We start from the raw sequence: 14,766 nt of genomic DNA, 5'->3' as shown, positions 1-14,766 counted from the left end.
ATTTTTGGCTCAAATCAATGAAATGTAACTACCAATCTTATGATTCACAGATTTCAGGAGTTCTATTTCATGGTCCATATGTCATCTAGGAGGACTCCTACTTTCTTCTAGATCTTCATCTCCGTGTTTGGAAATCAAATATTGTTTTCCACATTTGAAACACTGCCATACAAATTTTCCATTTTTCATTGATTGATATTGCATGGGAAGTAAACAAACAGTACACTGTAATACTTCTGGTGGAGAATTGTGCTTTATTGGAATTCTAACCATCGATGAATTAATTCATACAAGTATAAAATAGATATCGTGGGTAACGATCAAAACTCAACTGAATTATTAATTTGAAAGAAAAATAGATTAGTACAGAAAACAACAAAATTTTATGAATTTACTTTCCATAGGCGGATCTGATCCTTCATCAGGTGCAGGAATTCAAAGCGATATCAAAACATTTTTTTCACTCAATGTCTATGGATTGACTGTAATCACAGCTATTACAGGTCAAAACACATCAACTTTTGGAATGATTGAACCAGTTTCTCAGAAAATTCTGAGAAATCAATTAGATTCAATATTAACAGATTTTAAAATTGATGGAATAAAAATTGGAATGGTGTTTAATTCTCAAATTATCAAAATTCTCTATCAAAAATTAAAGAAATCAAAAATTCCAATAGTTGTTGATCCGGTAATAAAATCAACTACTGGTGGATTGTTAATTGAGAAATTAGCAATCAAAGACTTTCAAAAATACATAATCCCACTTGCAACAATAATAACACCAAACGAATTTGAGGCAGAAATATTATCCAAAACTAAGATCAATTCAAAAAATTCTTTTAGAAAAATTGGAAAAATCATCCAAAAAATGGGAGCAAAGAATGTAGTAATCACTGGCATTAGAGGAAAAAACAATAAGATCACAGATTTTATTTTTGAAAATACACGGAATTATTCTATTTCAGGAGATTTTATTGCCAGAAATAACCATGGTAGTGGTTGTAATTATTCAGCGGCGATGCTTTTTGCTCTTGCAAAAAACAAAAGCATACAGGAATCAGTAAAATTTGCTAAAGAATTTACATACAAATCAATAAAAAATGCCGAAAAAATTGGAAAAGGAATTTCAGTTACAAATATTCAAGAAAAAGACAGAATTAATCTAGAGTTACTAATTGCAATTGATACCTTTGTAGAAATTAAAAATATTCATAAAAATATTCCAGAATGCCAAACAAATTTTGTATATTCAAAAGAAAACCCAAAATCAATAAATGATATTTTGGGTATATCTGGAAGAATAGTTAAGACTGGAAATGAAGTTACAGTGGCTGGAAATCTTAGTTATGGAGGTTCAAAGCATGTTGCAACTGCACTGCTTACAATTAGTAAAAAATATCCTGAGTTAAGGTCTGCAATTAATCTAAAATATCAAAACTCAACTATCTTAAAAATCAAAAAATCAAAATTAGTGATTTCAAGTTATGATCGAATTCAAGAGCCTAGAAATGTGAAAAGTAGTGGCTCATCAATAGAATGGGGAATAAAGCAAGCCATTAAGGATTTAAAAAATACTCCAGACATAATTTTTCATAAAGGTGATTTTGGAAAAGAACCAATGATCATAATTTTTGGAAAAAATCCAAATGACATAATAGAAAAAATTTTAAAAATAATTTAAAATCAAGATCTATCCTTGAACATAAATAATCACACATCAAATATGATTTATGAAAGCCGTGATTCTTGCTGGAGGATTAGGTACTAGGCTTCAACCATACACTACATTTCTTCCAAAACCAATGTTACCCTTAGGTGAAAAACCAATTCTGGAGCATCTGATTGATTGGACAAGAAAAAACGGAGTCAAATCAATCGTTTTGTGTGTAAGTTATCTTAGAAAAACAATCGAGGATTATTTTGAAGATGGACAAAGATTTGGAGTCTCTATAGAGTACGCAATATCAAATAAACCATTAGCTACTGCAGGTCAACTTAAAACTGCTGAAGAATTTATCGATGATACTTTTGTTTGTATGTATGGCGATTCAATTTTTAATTTTAGTCTTAGAAATATGATAAAACAACATTCTGCAAAAAGAGCATTTGTAACCATGAGTTTAAACGAATACAAAACTAATTTACCATATGGTGTTATTGAAACTTCTAAAACAGGTAAGGTTACAAGTTGGAATGAGAAACCAGAGATAAAAGCAAATGTAAACATGGGTTGTTATATTATGGAGCCTGAAGTTTTTAATTTAATTCCAAAAAACATACCCTATGGAATGGATGATATGATAAAAAAAGCGATGAATAAAAAAAGAATTATCAGTAGTTTCATAACAAAAAAAGGATTCATAGACATAGGCAATAAATTATCATACAAAAAAGCATATCAAGAATATATTCAAAAACTCGGTAAGATCTGAAAACAAAAATGAATAATTTAATCATAAGAGAATTAAGAAAAGAGGATCTCTGGAATGGATTTCTTACTTCCTTAGATTCTTTAAAACGAACAAGCAGCATTGACAAAAATAAAGCAAACGAGATTTTTGATAAAATTAACTCTAATCCTGATCATGTTATAGTAGTTGCAGAATTAGATGGGAAAATAGTTGGAGCGACAACTCTCCTAATTGAACAAAAATTCATTCATGCCGGTGGAATAGTTGGCCATATAGAAGATGTTGTAGTAGATAATAAATTCCAAGGTAAAAAAATAGGAGAAAAAATTATAAAATATGTTTTAGAATATGCAAAGAATCGGGGCTGTTACAAGACAATTTTGGCTTGTACTGATGAGATAAAACCATTTTATGAAAAAATAGGGTTCAAAAATATTGCAAATGAATTAAGATTCGATCACATCTAAAAGTATTCTTTCTTAGGGCGCGTATGTATATTCTTGACCAAGTATATACCAGTTCCCATTACGGCAAAGGATAATGCCATAAATAAAATAGGAATAAACTTGACTGAATCTGTAAGGTAAATTTCTTTAATATCTTCTAATAGGGCATAACATACCAACATTCCTGATAACAAAATTATCCCTCCAACAATAATTAATCCACCAATTTTTCTTGAACCATATTTTTTTGACATGATAAACGCAACTGCAGCTAAAATTCCAGCTGGTGCAACACCTATTGAGATAAATTGCAATATTTTGGGATCAGCAGTGAATGATGTTGCAAAGTCAAAATCTTCAGGAACATTAGCCATAAAATTATAAACTGAAATCATTTCACCTGCAAACATTGCAAACAAAGCAACACTAGTGACTGCAAGCCATTTTTCAATTGCCATGATTCTAACAGATTTTAGTTGATAAATAAACCATTCAAAAAATTAGATAATTCCAACAAGATTAGCTAATTCTTTCCTAGAACTTGCTCCAAGTTTTTCTGCAGCTTGTTCAGGAGATATATCATTTAAGAAAATTCCGTACCCTCGTTCCAATCCGGACCGAGATTTAGTAATTGGATAAATTTCAATATGCCAATGGATTTGCCTGCTATTTTTCTTTTCAGGAGAAAGATGGAAAACAAGATTGTATGATACGTTTTTAACAGTTTTTGATAAGCCGCCTAATGTAGCTCTTAAAATCAACGATAAATCATTGATTTCTTTTTGAGTGATTTTTGAAAAGCTTGTAGTGTGTTTTTTAGGGGAAATCCAAAACTCGTATGGATATGAAGGTGCCCAAGGAGAAAATGCAATGAATCCCTCGGTTTGTAGTATTTGCCTTGGACCACTAATTTCCTCATTTATTGTTTGACACATAGGGCATACGCCCTTTTCGTTCAGAATTTTATGTGATTCCTCAGCTTCTATCTCAATTACTGGTGGGATTGTAGAAAATGTTAATAAATTGAGATGAGGATGAGGATTTAGATTTCCTGCTAGTTCCCCATGGTCAGCATATATTGAAACGTATGTTACACCCTTTTGAGTGTAAAGCCATCTTAATCTGTCTTGAACAACAACTAAAACATTTGACCATTGTTCAGTATCAATTGTTGCAAAAGTATCTTTTTCATTTGGGGATGCAACAACAATGTAATGATAGCCATATGCTGGTTCACTATAAAATGGTCTGTCACTGTATGAATTCTCAGTGTCAATTGAAACTATTGGGTTTTTACTTTCAAAAACTCTAATAGCCCATCCCTCTACGTATTCATCTTCATTATCTTGTAAACGCTGAAGCATTCCATCTTTTGCAACAAGAGACAAGACAGAAGGATTTGTCATAGATTCATTGCCAGGCGCAAATGGTGATTTTTTTGGATCAATAACTTTGTCATCTTTTTTTGTTACAATCATGAAACGTTCAGAAACGTAATCTTTACGCATATCGCCCATAATTGTATTTAGAAGTCAGTCACTGTTAAAACGTTTACTAAGATCAAATAAAATTTAAAATCAAAAATTAAATGTATACTAGTATTCATGATTGAGATCTTTTTACTTTGATCAGAAATATGATTTTAAAAAAAATCATCATGTTTTATTTTAATCATGAATATTGTTGCAAGATTTAAAAGAGAGAATTCGATCTGAAGTAAACAGAGTCTTAATGGATAATTCTGATATTCACATGATCTATGTTCTTTTAGATGGAGTTGGAGATCTTCCGCATCCTGATTTAGATGGAAAAACCCCATTAGAAGCTGCAAATACGCCAATATTAGATAAAATTGCCAGTAATGGTGCTATAGGTGAAGTTATCTCAGTTGGAAAAGGGATAGCTCCTGAATCTGACATTGCGGTATTCAATATGCTTGGATACAAGTTCGACCATGCAGAGTATGTAGGTAGAGGCGTTATTGAGGCAATAGGAATTGGCATTGACTTTAAAGATGGAGATTTAGCATTAAGAGGAAATTATTCTACATTAGATGAGGAAGGTCTAATCATAGACAGACGAGCAGGAAGAAATATTGAAAAAGAAGATGCATATGGAATTGCAAAAGAAATTGAAGAAAAAATTACTTTTTCAAGTCCAGATACATCTGTAATAGTATCTCCAACAATTGGACATAGGGTTACAGTTAGAATTAGAAGTAATTCACAATTATCATCAAAAATTACCAACACAGACCCAGCTTACAGCAATATTGGAGGCATGGGAGTAGCAAAAACTGTTGGTGATTTTTTAAAGATTGAAAAATGTTTACCCCTTACAGACACCAAAGAATCCAAATTTACTGCAAATTTAGTAAATGAATTTTCAGAAAATGCAATTAAAATAATGAAGGAAAGTGAAATTAATAAAAAAAGAAAAGCACAGAACAAAAAGGAACTTAGTTGCATTTTACTCCGAGATGCGGGAAACAAATACCCTGATGTGATTCCAATTAATGAAAAATATAGTATGAATTTTTCATGTATAGTAGATATGCCCGTCGAGCTTGGAATTTCAGAAGTTCTAAAGATGAAAGCATTTGAAGCAGGCGGATTAACAGATTATGAGGAAAAAGCTAAAGTTGCTGCAAAAGCAATGGAAACTCAAAATTCCATATATGTGCATCTAAAAGGACCTGATGAATTTGGTCATGATGGGGATGCCATAGGCAAGATGAAAAACATAGAAGAGATTGATCAAAGATTTTTTAAAACTCTTGTTGAAAATATTGATTCAAGTAAAGTTGCAATTGTAATTTCTGCTGATCACTCTACGCCTTGTATTAATAAAGGACATAGTGATGATCCTGTCCCAATTTTAGTTTCAGGAGACTTTATCAAAAAAGATGGAACTACAAGAATGACTGAGCAGCAAGCAAAGAAAGGAAGTATAGGTTTGCTTCAAGGTGCAGAAGTAGTAGCTAAAGCTCTTGAATTAATTAAATCTCAAATATAGTCAAGTTATCTGCTTGTTGCATTTCGATGGCCTTGTTTCTTATTCTATCAATATCAATTGAATGATATGTAGATGGCGATGTTCCTAGTTTATCCAAAACTCTTCTGAGCATTCCTATTCCAATACTGATATCATTTTTTTGAGCATGAGCAAATGCAACTGCCATTAAGATTATTCCTTGCACTAGTTCTTTTTCTCTACCAAAGCATTGTTTCCAAACCCCCTCAAAGGCCTCATGACTTTCCCAGAATCGTTCATTATTAAAATAAAAAATACCATCAGATATCCCTTGTTCTTTTTCAATTTTCTCTTCTACAACATGTCTAATATTATCAATTGGCGCGATAACAGATAATTTTTCAACCATAGAGTCGAGATCTTTTTTTTCTACAGCTACATCAAATTCTATAAAATTTCTTGCAACCCTGGCAATCCGTACTGAAGCATTCATGTCAGATACCAGATCTCTAGCTCTGTAAACTAGTTCACGAGAATTTTTAGGAGAATAATCCGTATTTTTTAAATGAATCATATATCGTTCCATGGTATTATTTGATAGGTTTTTCTTAAATTTCTTCTGCAAGACCAATCAAGGTTTATATGAAATACACAAAGGATTTTGGATACATGTCTATCATTCAGACAATTACAGATGTGGATAATACCTTTCTATCCAGAAGGGAGATTACATGTAATTTTGCTGGATTAGGTGGTAAACTCAAAACCCTAGAAGCAGCAGACATGATTACAAAAGAATTCAAACTTGACGGTAAAGTCGTGATTCCAATTAACCTAAAAACCCAAGTAGGTAAATCCCTAGTTACCGGAACTTTTTATGTTTACAATGATGAAGCATTAGCAAAAAAACATGTTAATCCTACTATATTCTCAAGACTAGAAAAGATAAAAGCAAAAATTGCAGAAGCAGAGGCTGCCGCAAAAGAGACCGCAGAAAAAGACGCAGCAGCAGCAAAAGAGACAGCTGCCACTGAAGAATCACCAGCAAAAGAAGAAGAAGGGGAGAAAACAGAATAATGGCTGGAAAGAAAGGCTCTAGTCCTAATGTTTACAAATATTTTAAAGTTGACGGAGACAAATTAACAAGAATTAGAAAAATTTGCTCAAGATGCGGAAAAGGAGTATACATGTCCGAACACAAAGATAGACACACATGTGGAAAATGTGGACTCACAGAGTTTATTCAGTAATATTCTCTAAGTAATAATATACACTATCTTGTTTTCAAATCCTTCTGTTTGCAATTAAAATTTATTATTAACCTAAATAAAAATAAATTAATACAATCGCTTTTTATGGATTTTAGTACTTCTTTTTTCTAGTTGTTGGATTTTTAAAATAAATGCAGGATCTAATTTAATTTTAGAAAGAGATTCTGCAGATAATCTTACAGTGTTTGTATCTAAAGAAATATTGGATTTTGGAAGATCTCTCTTAACCCAAAATTTTATCACTTTATCTTCTAGCTTATAATCACGAAATCCTGCAGGGAATTTTTTTGTAATGTGTTGTAACAAAGTACGATCATTAAAAACAGCTCGTGGTTCAAATAACCTAGTTTCATCACTATATGCATTCTCAAATAAATTTCCAGAAATTTCATCAGAAATTAATTCCATTTTTGAAATTTTTCTCATCAAATCAAGAAAATGAAGAAACTCATGTGCTAAAATCGCATGTATTGTTCCTTTAAGACCGTAAGCAATCAAAGGAGCTGAAATCTGAATTACTACCTGAAATTTTTCTTCAATCATAATTGGAATAGTCCTGGCAAATAAGATACCATACTCATACGAATTTGGATTATCCGATGAAATTACAAGTGATGGTTCCACATAAGCTACTGGGTATTGAACCCCGGATGCTTTTTCGATTCTTTTTATTCCAGATAGGACAATAGGAAAGCGTTTTAGAACAAGCTCATAAGCGTCAGCAGGAATGATTCCTTTTGAATACGCATCTTTGAAACGCACTAATGGGTCCAATATTTCTCCTCAAAAACTTTGAATGTAAAAATGTTAATTCGATTAGGATCTAGGCTTTCCACTTTTCTTTTTTTTACGTCTATCTGCTCTTTGGTCAGCATGTCTTTGATGTTTATTTTTTTTCCTTTCTGGCATATAGTTTCATGATATTTAGTGCTAGTTAATTGTTATCATTAACGGACAAAACACTAGATTATTCTCTAATTGGGAAGGGGAGGATTACTCAGAAACATGTAGTCAAGATGGGAGTTTCAGATATGTCAAATGTAAAAAATATTAAAGATTTAACCCTTGATATAACTTCTAACAATAATTATTATTGTTTTAATAGTTTGTATTAGATATAGTACTAAAATTAGGATTATTATTGAGACATAATCATTTAAAAATAATTTTGTATTAATCCCTGATTTTAATAAAATTGTAAAGAAACCCGCAAAAAATATTTCATTATGACATTCTAAAAGAATGAAGAATACCTAATGATATAGTAAATGATCTAGGACATCCTACTTGCGGTTCAAATAATTTTGGAAATCTAGAGATAAAAAATTAAGATGTGCTCTCAACATGGGAAAAATTGCTATAATTGCAAAAAATTCTGGTATGCAGAATCTTGAAATGCAGGATTCATGTATTTGGTTTAGCACTATAAAAAAAATTACACGTGGTTAAAATTCAGTAATGGCCATTAATATCATATGCCTACAAATCATTTGGATAAGACATGTCTACACCCAATCAAGATTACTGATACAATGATCGGGGAGATAACATGTGGTAATTGTGGAGTTGTATTGTCTGAGAATGCGATTGATTTTGGACCTGAAAATGCGTTCCAAGGCATGGATGGACAACAGAATAGTGCAAGAACGGGACAAAAAATATCTCTGAAAATGGCAGATATGGGACTGTCTACAATTATGGAATCTAAAAACAGAGATTCCACTGGAAGATCCCTTTCTCCTGAAAACAGGAGAATGTTTTATCGCTTGAGAATGTGGGATAGAAACAGCAGATCTGCCATTACCAAGCAATCATACATCAAAGCATTTACATTTCTTGATGGGATGCGCTCCAAACTTGGATTACCTGAGTACGTTGTAGAAAAATCAGCATACCTGTTTAGAAAGGTGGAGCAGAAGGAATTATTGCATGGTCGCTCAAATCAGTCAGTGTTATGTGCAGTAGTGTATATTGCATGCCGTCTTACAGATACGCCTAGAACTCTGGCTGATATCGCAAATGCTTCAGGAATAAAAAAGAAGACACTCCAGCGTGTCTACCGCACATTGCACGCAAATCTTGATGAAGTCAATTCATTGTCTTACAGCCCATGTAAGTTCATAGAGCGCATATCAAGTGAGGCCAATGTTTCTGAAAAAACAAAACAAGATGCAAGAAAGATTTTGGAGTTTGGTCAGAAAAGTGAAATAACTTCCGGCAAGCATCCAATGGCCATGGCAGCTGCTGCAGTATATCTGGCAATACAAGACAACCATGAAAAAGTTTCACAGACAAGAATTTCCCAGATTTCAGGAATAAGTGCTGTAACTATTCGCAATAGAGTAAAAGAATTAGTGGTAGCCAAAAGAAAATAATATTGGCACTAGAAACTTTTAGTTTCAAATTATTTATTCATGCACTGAATATCTCTTTTAGATGAGAATTTGGGATATCTCTCCAAGTAGATTGTGTCGAAATCACCTACTGGGAGAACATCGTGAACTACATGCGATGTGGACTGTAATAACCGAAAAGAAAAAGGGATATTCTATGCATCCTGAAACAATTAGGTGGAAGGGAAAACTAAATGCAATGTATCTCAGACATGAAAAACTTGTAAAAGAGATGAGTCATAGGGGGTACAATCACAAGAGTCCACTTGACAAACGAAAGTTAACTGGAAAATATATTCAAGATGCCTTCATAGATACTCCCATTGAACAAATTGGAATTCTAAAAAACAAAAATTGTGATTGTAAAGTAACATGATCTTTTTATTTAATTGCAAAAGTTAGCACTATTCTAAAAGTTAGCATCATGTTATATTCTACAAAGTGTAATTAGTAGTGACAAGAAATGCAACAAACAAAAAACAAAAAAACACCACAGCTAAAGTTTCTAGCTATAGTAGCTGTTGCAACTTCAGTAATACTAGTCTTTACAATAACTCCTTGGAATATTGTTCCAACTCTAGTAACTGAGGATGTATCAGTAATCACTGTAACTGACTATGGTTGTGTTGGTGAGTCAAGTGTAGGGCGTTCAGTTGTTGTTCCAAACTGTGATGCAGATGTAGGAGATATTGTTTCTGCTACATTTTACATTCCAGCAGGAGAAATAAATGGATACCTGGAAGAACTTGATCTGAGACAAAACTCAATGGTAGATGCATGGGATAGAAATGTCAGCGGTACAGGTCTCTCCCCATAATTTTTTTATGTTATTTTTTAATACCATTTCATAATTTTTAGTAACTTTTCATTGATCGCTGATACGATGTTAAGAGATTTTCTATTAGTTTGTATTTGATATTACTATTATAATATTAACTTGTTATTACAACTCTTATTTTTCTCCATAAATACAATCAATGAGTATTAGATATCATGGATGAATCTCAATTCATAGTACCATTTTTGATCATTTTAGGAGTGGGGATTTTTGTGGGGACCAGAATTTGGATACTGTTTAAAAAATAATCTTTATAGATCATCTTTATGCTCTATCCAATCTAGGTATCATCCTGAATTTTTTTACCACTAGCCATCAAACTGCCATCGCTTGATATACTCTAATTAAAAATTTTAACCATGGTAATGAAACTTGATGAGAAAAAAACTATTCTTGCAGGATTATTAATTACACTTGGAATTACAATACTTGGAGGATTCATTCTAACTACGTTTTTGATGTCTGAATGTAGAGATGTGATGTGCTAAAATAAGGGAGACTATCAATAGAGAAATTCATGTTTTTAAAGTGGTACAAGTTTAAGTTCTTTGATTGGATTCCAACTATGATTAGATCTCAGTCAGTAAAAGACAAGGATTGGCAAATTATTCGTAAGTCGATGCTTAAAACAGATCTAGAATTCAAATACGAAACCTTGCAAAATTGGCTTGAGAAAAATAAATACTCGGATAAATCCAAAATTCAGACTCAAAACTACATGCAGGCATTAAAACGAAGTGGTTTGATTGAATAATCTGATAATTATTGTAGTTGTATTTGTAATTGCCATCATTATTGGGATTATAGGAAATTCAAATTATCAAGAAGTTGCAACAATACGTGATCAAAAGAACCTCCAACTAACGCTAGAGGACTGTAAAAGATTATTTGATCAAGGCTTAGATCGTGTAGATTGTTTTGATAAATCAATTAACATCTTTGGAACTGAGGAGCAAAAACTACAATGGCAAGCAGGATATTTCACTCCTTAGATTCTAAATGTTTTTCTTCATTATCATTATTGTTGTACTTCAATATCAAGAAAATCAAATTCTTGACATATGCATTGGGTGTTTAGAATATGATGTGGACTAGGAAAAATATCATCCCCGGTTACAAATCTTTTGATAGGTAGACCTCCTTCAGTTTTGATTTTCAATGTAAATATTTTTTTTGAATTTTTTTTATATCCTACACTAAACACTTTCTTCTCTGAGCGTTTTCCAGATTTATCATAAACTACTATAGGTTGCTTTTTAAGATCTTTTAATTTTTTAAGATTTTCAGTATCTATTTCAAAATCTGTGCATATTTTCACATTTATGATTGAAATAAATTTAACAGGTTTTTTAGGAGATTCGTTTATAGTTTTCAAATTGTTGATTTCAAGTGAACCAAGTTTAACATGCGTTACTCTCAATCTCCTTTTTAATGGATTTTGAATTTTAACAAAAAAAGGTCTCCCAGATCCCAACACCAAACTTGATTTATCCTCACCCCCGATCCAGGTAAATTTAGCAGTCGTTCCACCAAGTTTCTCAAAAAAGAATTTAGAAATCAAACCTTCAATGCTATTAAATTCTGAAATCCCATGAAAATTACAAATTCTACAGCCTTTTCCAGAACAATTACTGCATGGTTTTTGTTTTTGTGTGAGTCCTCTTAGAGTTTTTACATATCGCCCAGAAAAAGTGACAGATTTTGAACGTAATTGGCATAATTCATCTTTTAAATTTAAAGTAAAAGTGATCTCAGGATCCAAATGTTCAATTTTTTTTTTGGATTTTTTTGAAAAGGATCTTCCTAACTCTTTTGTAATGTCTGTCTTGATACTATCAATTCCTCTTAATTTGTATTCAGAACGAATATGGTCATCTCTTTCAATAATTGATGGTTTGATCAAAGCTCCGACACTGAAAGAGGAGAAGGAATAACCATCTGATTTCTCATTCATCAATTTTAAGTAAATATCTAAATGTTCAAACAGATTTTTGCAGATATAGCACTTTTGCTTTGAATTTAGGTTTTTTTTGAGTTTTCTACCAAGTAACTTGTTCGATGAAAGATATAATTTTTTAGAGAATAGTCTACCTAGACAATTATCACATAGGTTGTATTTTTTTATAATTTGATTTGCAATAGGAATAATTTTTTGATATTTAGTCATGTTAGAAAAAATTTACGTAAAAAATTATCCTAAACCCATTTTTCTAAGAGTACCTTGCATTTGACGTCCTTTAGATGCTTTCATCATATTCTTAGAGTTTTTGTAATTTTTGATGAGTTCCTTAACTTCACTTTCAGGCCATCCAGAACCACGCGAAATTCTTTTGATTCTAGATGCATTTATCAAGCTAGGATCTGCTTTTTCTTCTTTAGTCATACTTTGAATGATATACCTCCATTTTGAAACTCGGCCTTCCATTTGATCTACTTGATCATTTTTGACCATCCCTGAAAGTCCAGGCATACTATCCAAAAGTCCTCTCAAAGAGCCTACTTTTGTTACTTCTTCTAGCTGATAAAAGAAATCATCCATATTCATTTTTCCACTAGAGATTCTTTTCATTCTAACATCATCGCCTTCATTTTCTAATCTTTTTGCTAAATCTAACACAGCTTGAATATCTCCCATTCCAAGAAGTCGTCCCACAAATCTAGTTGGTGAAAATTTTTCTAAATCATCAATTCTTTCACCCGTGCCAATGTACATAATTTGTGCTCCTGTAGCTGCAGATGCAGCAAGTGCACCGCCTCCTTTTGCAGAGCTATCTAATTTAGTGATGATTATGCCTCCAACAGGAATTGTTTTGTGAAATGCCTCCGCTTGATTAAAACACTGTTGCCCAATAGTTCCATCAATAACAAGTAATACCAGATCAGGATCTGCTGCTTTGTTAATTCTTTCCATTTCTTCAAGCAGATCCTTTTCTTCTTTGTGACGACCTGCAGTGTCAATTAAAATGACATCTAATGGTTGTCCTTCAAAATGTTTTAATCCATTTCTTACAATGTTTGGAGAATCTTTATTGTTTTCTTCACCGTAAACTTCAACATTTGATTTTTCACACATTGTTTTAAGCTGAACTAATGCCCCAGGTCTGTAAGTATCTGCACCTATAACTCCAATCTTATATCCTTGTCGGGATAAAAATTTAGCAAGTTTAGATGCTACAGTAGTTTTCCCACTACCTTGAATTCCTAAGAGAATTATTTTATTTTGTTTTCCAGGTTTAAAATCAAAATTAGATTCATTTCCAAGTAATTTTGAAAGTTCGTCATATAGAATCTTGATTATGTGATCTTTACGTGAAAGTCCTGGTGGAGGAATTTCGTTTAGAGCGCGTTCCTCTAGGTGTTTTGTAATTTCAAGAACCAAGCGTACATTGACATCTGATTGTAACAGTGCTCTTTGGACATCTTTGGATAAATCTTTGATTAATTCTTCATCAATTCCTGAAGATTTGACAATTTTCTTGATTGCGTCACTTAAGCTATTCTTGAGTCCGTCAAGCATTGTAATTTAATTCAGCATCCACTATTTCAAACCTTCCTCTATACCCATCCCATATTTTTTTATATTTTTTAATTTTGATCGAATTTGAAAAAAGAGGACAATTAATTACAAATGTTTCTGCCTCACCACCTTCAAAATTTAAGTTAAATCCATACTTTTCGGATAATTTTTTTAATGTGCCAATGTCCGATTTCGAAATAGATTTACCAAGCCAGGAATCATTTAATCCATCAGAAGATACACTAGTCATTATAAACTCGTAATTGGAATCAAGTAGATCATTCATGTATTGTACTGGTTCAGAATCCCACAGAGGTGAAATTGGTATTAAATTAAATTTTGAGCAAATAGTTTCAAATTTTTCTTTTTGAAATTTACTTTTAATTCCACCATGTACTACCCCCTCAATATTAAATCGATTTTTTGCAATATCTAATAACTTTCCAAGAGTTATCAATTCATTATCAGATTCATCAGATGAGGCCTTGGTTGTTAATTGAGGAATGTTCATAGATTGTGATTGAAGATTTGTCCACTTTATATTCGGATGATGTAGTAAATGACTTTCTTCAGATTTTGGGAAAATACTCAGAAGACATACTATCTCATGTCCTTGTTTTTGTGCTAGATGGATTGCAAATGTACTATCTTTTCCACCTGAAAACAGGGAAGCTAATCTCATGATCTAAAAAAAATCAATTCAACAAACACTTCAAATTTGTTGAAAAATGATGATGCTTCATTACTCATAATCCTCATCAACATTCAGACGGCTTTTCCGCTCATCATCAGCATCAGATTAACTCTTAATGTGCATGATTTTAGTCCTACGGTCGAAATGAATTGGCTTGTTATTTTGCATTGAAGTCAAACTAGTTATTGATTGTAATTTAATTTGAGTATATTTAAGATAA

20 protein-coding genes are annotated in these 14,766 nt (G+C 32.1%); 12 read left to right on the top strand and 8 right to left on the bottom strand.

Annotated features, from left to right (window positions below; all coding sequences use genetic code 11):
- Positions 1–81: 81 nt before the first annotated feature.
- Positions 82–273 (bottom strand): hypothetical protein, encoded by a 192-nt coding sequence (locus OEM44_07980; GenBank protein ID MDH3516736.1) that lies wholly within the window; start codon positions 271–273, stop codon positions 82–84.
- Between the two features lie 112 nt (positions 274–385).
- On the opposite strand from OEM44_07980, the gene thiD reads away from it, so the two are divergent.
- From thiD to OEM44_07965, 3 genes are read left to right on the top strand one after another with little or no spacing between them, the layout of a single operon-like run.
- Complete coding sequence (thiD, locus tag OEM44_07975; GenBank protein ID MDH3516735.1) at positions 386–1,684, top strand: bifunctional hydroxymethylpyrimidine kinase/phosphomethylpyrimidine kinase; 1,299 nt, start codon at positions 386–388, stop codon at positions 1,682–1,684.
- Positions 1,685–1,733: 49 nt separating this feature from the next.
- Positions 1,734–2,435 (top strand): nucleotidyltransferase family protein, encoded by a 702-nt coding sequence (locus tag OEM44_07970; protein ID MDH3516734.1) that lies wholly within the window; start codon positions 1,734–1,736, stop codon positions 2,433–2,435.
- 8 nt (positions 2,436–2,443) lie between these two features.
- The gene (locus tag OEM44_07965) at positions 2,444–2,881 is read left to right on the top strand and encodes a GNAT family N-acetyltransferase (GenBank protein MDH3516733.1); all 438 of its coding nucleotides are present in this window, start codon (positions 2,444–2,446) and stop codon (positions 2,879–2,881) included.
- Here the strand turns inward: OEM44_07965 and OEM44_07960 are convergent.
- Together OEM44_07960 and OEM44_07955 are read right to left on the bottom strand one after the other, a co-directional pair.
- Positions 2,878–3,318 carry a hypothetical protein gene (locus OEM44_07960; GenBank protein ID MDH3516732.1) on the bottom strand — a complete coding sequence of 147 codons (441 nt, stop codon included), beginning with the start codon at positions 3,316–3,318 and terminating at the stop codon, positions 2,878–2,880. The two genes, OEM44_07965 and OEM44_07960, sit on opposite strands and share 4 nt — an antisense overlap.
- Positions 3,319–3,360: 42 nt before the next feature.
- Entirely contained in the window at positions 3,361–4,377 is a 1,017-nt protein-coding gene (locus OEM44_07955; protein MDH3516731.1) for a galactose-1-phosphate uridylyltransferase, read from the bottom strand.
- A 166-nt stretch (positions 4,378–4,543) separates the two neighbouring features.
- Between OEM44_07955 and OEM44_07950 the strand changes: the two genes are divergently transcribed.
- Positions 4,544–5,875, top strand: coding sequence for an alkaline phosphatase family protein (locus tag OEM44_07950; protein MDH3516730.1), 1,332 nt, complete (start codon positions 4,544–4,546; stop codon positions 5,873–5,875).
- Here the strand turns inward: OEM44_07950 and OEM44_07945 are convergent.
- Complete coding sequence (locus OEM44_07945; GenBank protein ID MDH3516729.1) at positions 5,859–6,419, bottom strand: DUF309 domain-containing protein; 561 nt, start codon at positions 6,417–6,419, stop codon at positions 5,859–5,861. The two genes, OEM44_07950 and OEM44_07945, sit on opposite strands and share 17 nt — an antisense overlap.
- An 83-nt stretch (positions 6,420–6,502) precedes the next feature.
- Between OEM44_07945 and OEM44_07940 the strand changes: the two genes are divergently transcribed.
- Both OEM44_07940 and OEM44_07935 read left to right on the top strand, forming a co-directional pair.
- Entirely contained in the window at positions 6,503–6,910 is a 408-nt protein-coding gene (locus OEM44_07940; GenBank protein ID MDH3516728.1) for a hypothetical protein, read from the top strand.
- Positions 6,910–7,083: a 30S ribosomal protein S27ae gene (locus tag OEM44_07935; protein ID MDH3516727.1), complete on the top strand. Its 174-nt coding sequence runs from the start codon at positions 6,910–6,912 to the stop codon at positions 7,081–7,083. Before OEM44_07940 ends, OEM44_07935 begins: the two co-directional genes overlap by 1 nt.
- A gap of 87 nt (positions 7,084–7,170) precedes the next feature.
- On the opposite strand, the gene OEM44_07930 is transcribed toward OEM44_07935, so the two are convergent.
- On the bottom strand, positions 7,171–7,878 hold the full coding sequence (locus OEM44_07930; GenBank protein ID MDH3516726.1) for a hypothetical protein: 708 nt from the start codon (positions 7,876–7,878) through the stop codon (positions 7,171–7,173).
- A 701-nt stretch (positions 7,879–8,579) separates the two neighbouring features.
- On the opposite strand from OEM44_07930, the gene OEM44_07925 reads away from it, so the two are divergent.
- From OEM44_07925 to OEM44_07900, 6 genes are all read left to right on the top strand, one after another.
- On the top strand, positions 8,580–9,479 hold the full coding sequence (locus OEM44_07925) for a transcription factor TFIIB (protein MDH3516725.1): 900 nt from the start codon (positions 8,580–8,582) through the stop codon (positions 9,477–9,479).
- Between the two features lie 61 nt (positions 9,480–9,540).
- Entirely contained in the window at positions 9,541–9,873 is a 333-nt protein-coding gene (locus OEM44_07920) for a pyrimidine dimer DNA glycosylase/endonuclease V (protein MDH3516724.1), read from the top strand.
- 87 nt (positions 9,874–9,960) lie between these two features.
- Complete coding sequence (locus tag OEM44_07915) at positions 9,961–10,314, top strand: hypothetical protein (GenBank protein MDH3516723.1); 354 nt, start codon at positions 9,961–9,963, stop codon at positions 10,312–10,314.
- Between the two features lie 380 nt (positions 10,315–10,694).
- On the top strand, positions 10,695–10,823 hold the full coding sequence (locus OEM44_07910) for a hypothetical protein (protein ID MDH3516722.1): 129 nt from the start codon (positions 10,695–10,697) through the stop codon (positions 10,821–10,823).
- A gap of 29 nt (positions 10,824–10,852) precedes the next feature.
- A complete protein-coding gene (locus tag OEM44_07905; protein ID MDH3516721.1) occupies positions 10,853–11,089 on the top strand; it encodes a hypothetical protein in 237 nt (78 codons plus the stop codon).
- Positions 11,082–11,327: a hypothetical protein gene (locus OEM44_07900; protein ID MDH3516720.1), complete on the top strand. Its 246-nt coding sequence runs from the start codon at positions 11,082–11,084 to the stop codon at positions 11,325–11,327. Before OEM44_07905 ends, OEM44_07900 begins: the two co-directional genes overlap by 8 nt.
- A gap of 26 nt (positions 11,328–11,353) precedes the next feature.
- On the opposite strand, the gene OEM44_07895 is transcribed toward OEM44_07900, so the two are convergent.
- The 3 genes from OEM44_07895 to OEM44_07885 are packed head-to-tail and all read right to left on the bottom strand — an operon-like array spanning position 11,354 to position 14,534.
- Entirely contained in the window at positions 11,354–12,502 is a 1,149-nt protein-coding gene (locus OEM44_07895) for a tRNA pseudouridine(54/55) synthase Pus10 (GenBank protein MDH3516719.1), read from the bottom strand.
- 24 nt (positions 12,503–12,526) lie between these two features.
- Positions 12,527–13,852: a signal recognition particle receptor subunit alpha gene (locus OEM44_07890; GenBank protein ID MDH3516718.1), complete on the bottom strand. Its 1,326-nt coding sequence runs from the start codon at positions 13,850–13,852 to the stop codon at positions 12,527–12,529.
- Positions 13,845–14,534 (bottom strand): diphthine--ammonia ligase, encoded by a 690-nt coding sequence (locus tag OEM44_07885; protein ID MDH3516717.1) that lies wholly within the window; start codon positions 14,532–14,534, stop codon positions 13,845–13,847. The genes OEM44_07890 and OEM44_07885 overlap by 8 nt, the downstream gene beginning before the upstream one ends.
- Between the last annotated feature and the right edge of the window lie 232 nt (positions 14,535–14,766).

The organism is Nitrosopumilus sp. (assembly GCA_029862745.1).
Lineage (GTDB): Archaea > Thermoproteota > Nitrososphaeria > Nitrososphaerales > Nitrosopumilaceae > Nitrosopumilus.
Note: the sequence above shows the minus strand (reverse complement) of the source record. Positions and strands in the feature narration are given on the sequence as shown.

Coding starts and splice junctions, on each gene's coding strand:
- OEM44_07890 (MDH3516718.1), bottom strand. CDS start 13,852: ATGCTTGACGGACTCAAGAATAGCTTAAGTGACGCAATCAAGAAAATT.
- thiD (MDH3516735.1), top strand. CDS start 386: ATGAATTTACTTTCCATAGGCGGATCTGATCCTTCATCAGGTGCAGGA.
- OEM44_07910 (MDH3516722.1), top strand. CDS start 10,695: ATGGTAATGAAACTTGATGAGAAAAAAACTATTCTTGCAGGATTATTA.
- OEM44_07935 (MDH3516727.1), top strand. CDS start 6,910: ATGGCTGGAAAGAAAGGCTCTAGTCCTAATGTTTACAAATATTTTAAA.
- OEM44_07905 (MDH3516721.1), top strand. CDS start 10,853: ATGTTTTTAAAGTGGTACAAGTTTAAGTTCTTTGATTGGATTCCAACT.
- OEM44_07895 (MDH3516719.1), bottom strand. CDS start 12,502: ATGACTAAATATCAAAAAATTATTCCTATTGCAAATCAAATTATAAAA.
- OEM44_07925 (MDH3516725.1), top strand. CDS start 8,580: ATGCCTACAAATCATTTGGATAAGACATGTCTACACCCAATCAAGATT.
- OEM44_07980 (MDH3516736.1), bottom strand. CDS start 273: ATGGTTAGAATTCCAATAAAGCACAATTCTCCACCAGAAGTATTACAG.
- OEM44_07915 (MDH3516723.1), top strand. CDS start 9,961: ATGCAACAAACAAAAAACAAAAAAACACCACAGCTAAAGTTTCTAGCT.
- OEM44_07940 (MDH3516728.1), top strand. CDS start 6,503: ATGTCTATCATTCAGACAATTACAGATGTGGATAATACCTTTCTATCC.
- OEM44_07970 (MDH3516734.1), top strand. CDS start 1,734: ATGAAAGCCGTGATTCTTGCTGGAGGATTAGGTACTAGGCTTCAACCA.
- OEM44_07955 (MDH3516731.1), bottom strand. CDS start 4,377: ATGGGCGATATGCGTAAAGATTACGTTTCTGAACGTTTCATGATTGTA.
- OEM44_07965 (MDH3516733.1), top strand. CDS start 2,444: ATGAATAATTTAATCATAAGAGAATTAAGAAAAGAGGATCTCTGGAAT.
- OEM44_07885 (MDH3516717.1), bottom strand. CDS start 14,534: ATGAGATTAGCTTCCCTGTTTTCAGGTGGAAAAGATAGTACATTTGCA.
- OEM44_07920 (MDH3516724.1), top strand. CDS start 9,541: ATGAGAATTTGGGATATCTCTCCAAGTAGATTGTGTCGAAATCACCTA.
- OEM44_07960 (MDH3516732.1), bottom strand. CDS start 3,318: ATGGCAATTGAAAAATGGCTTGCAGTCACTAGTGTTGCTTTGTTTGCA.
- OEM44_07945 (MDH3516729.1), bottom strand. CDS start 6,419: ATGGAACGATATATGATTCATTTAAAAAATACGGATTATTCTCCTAAA.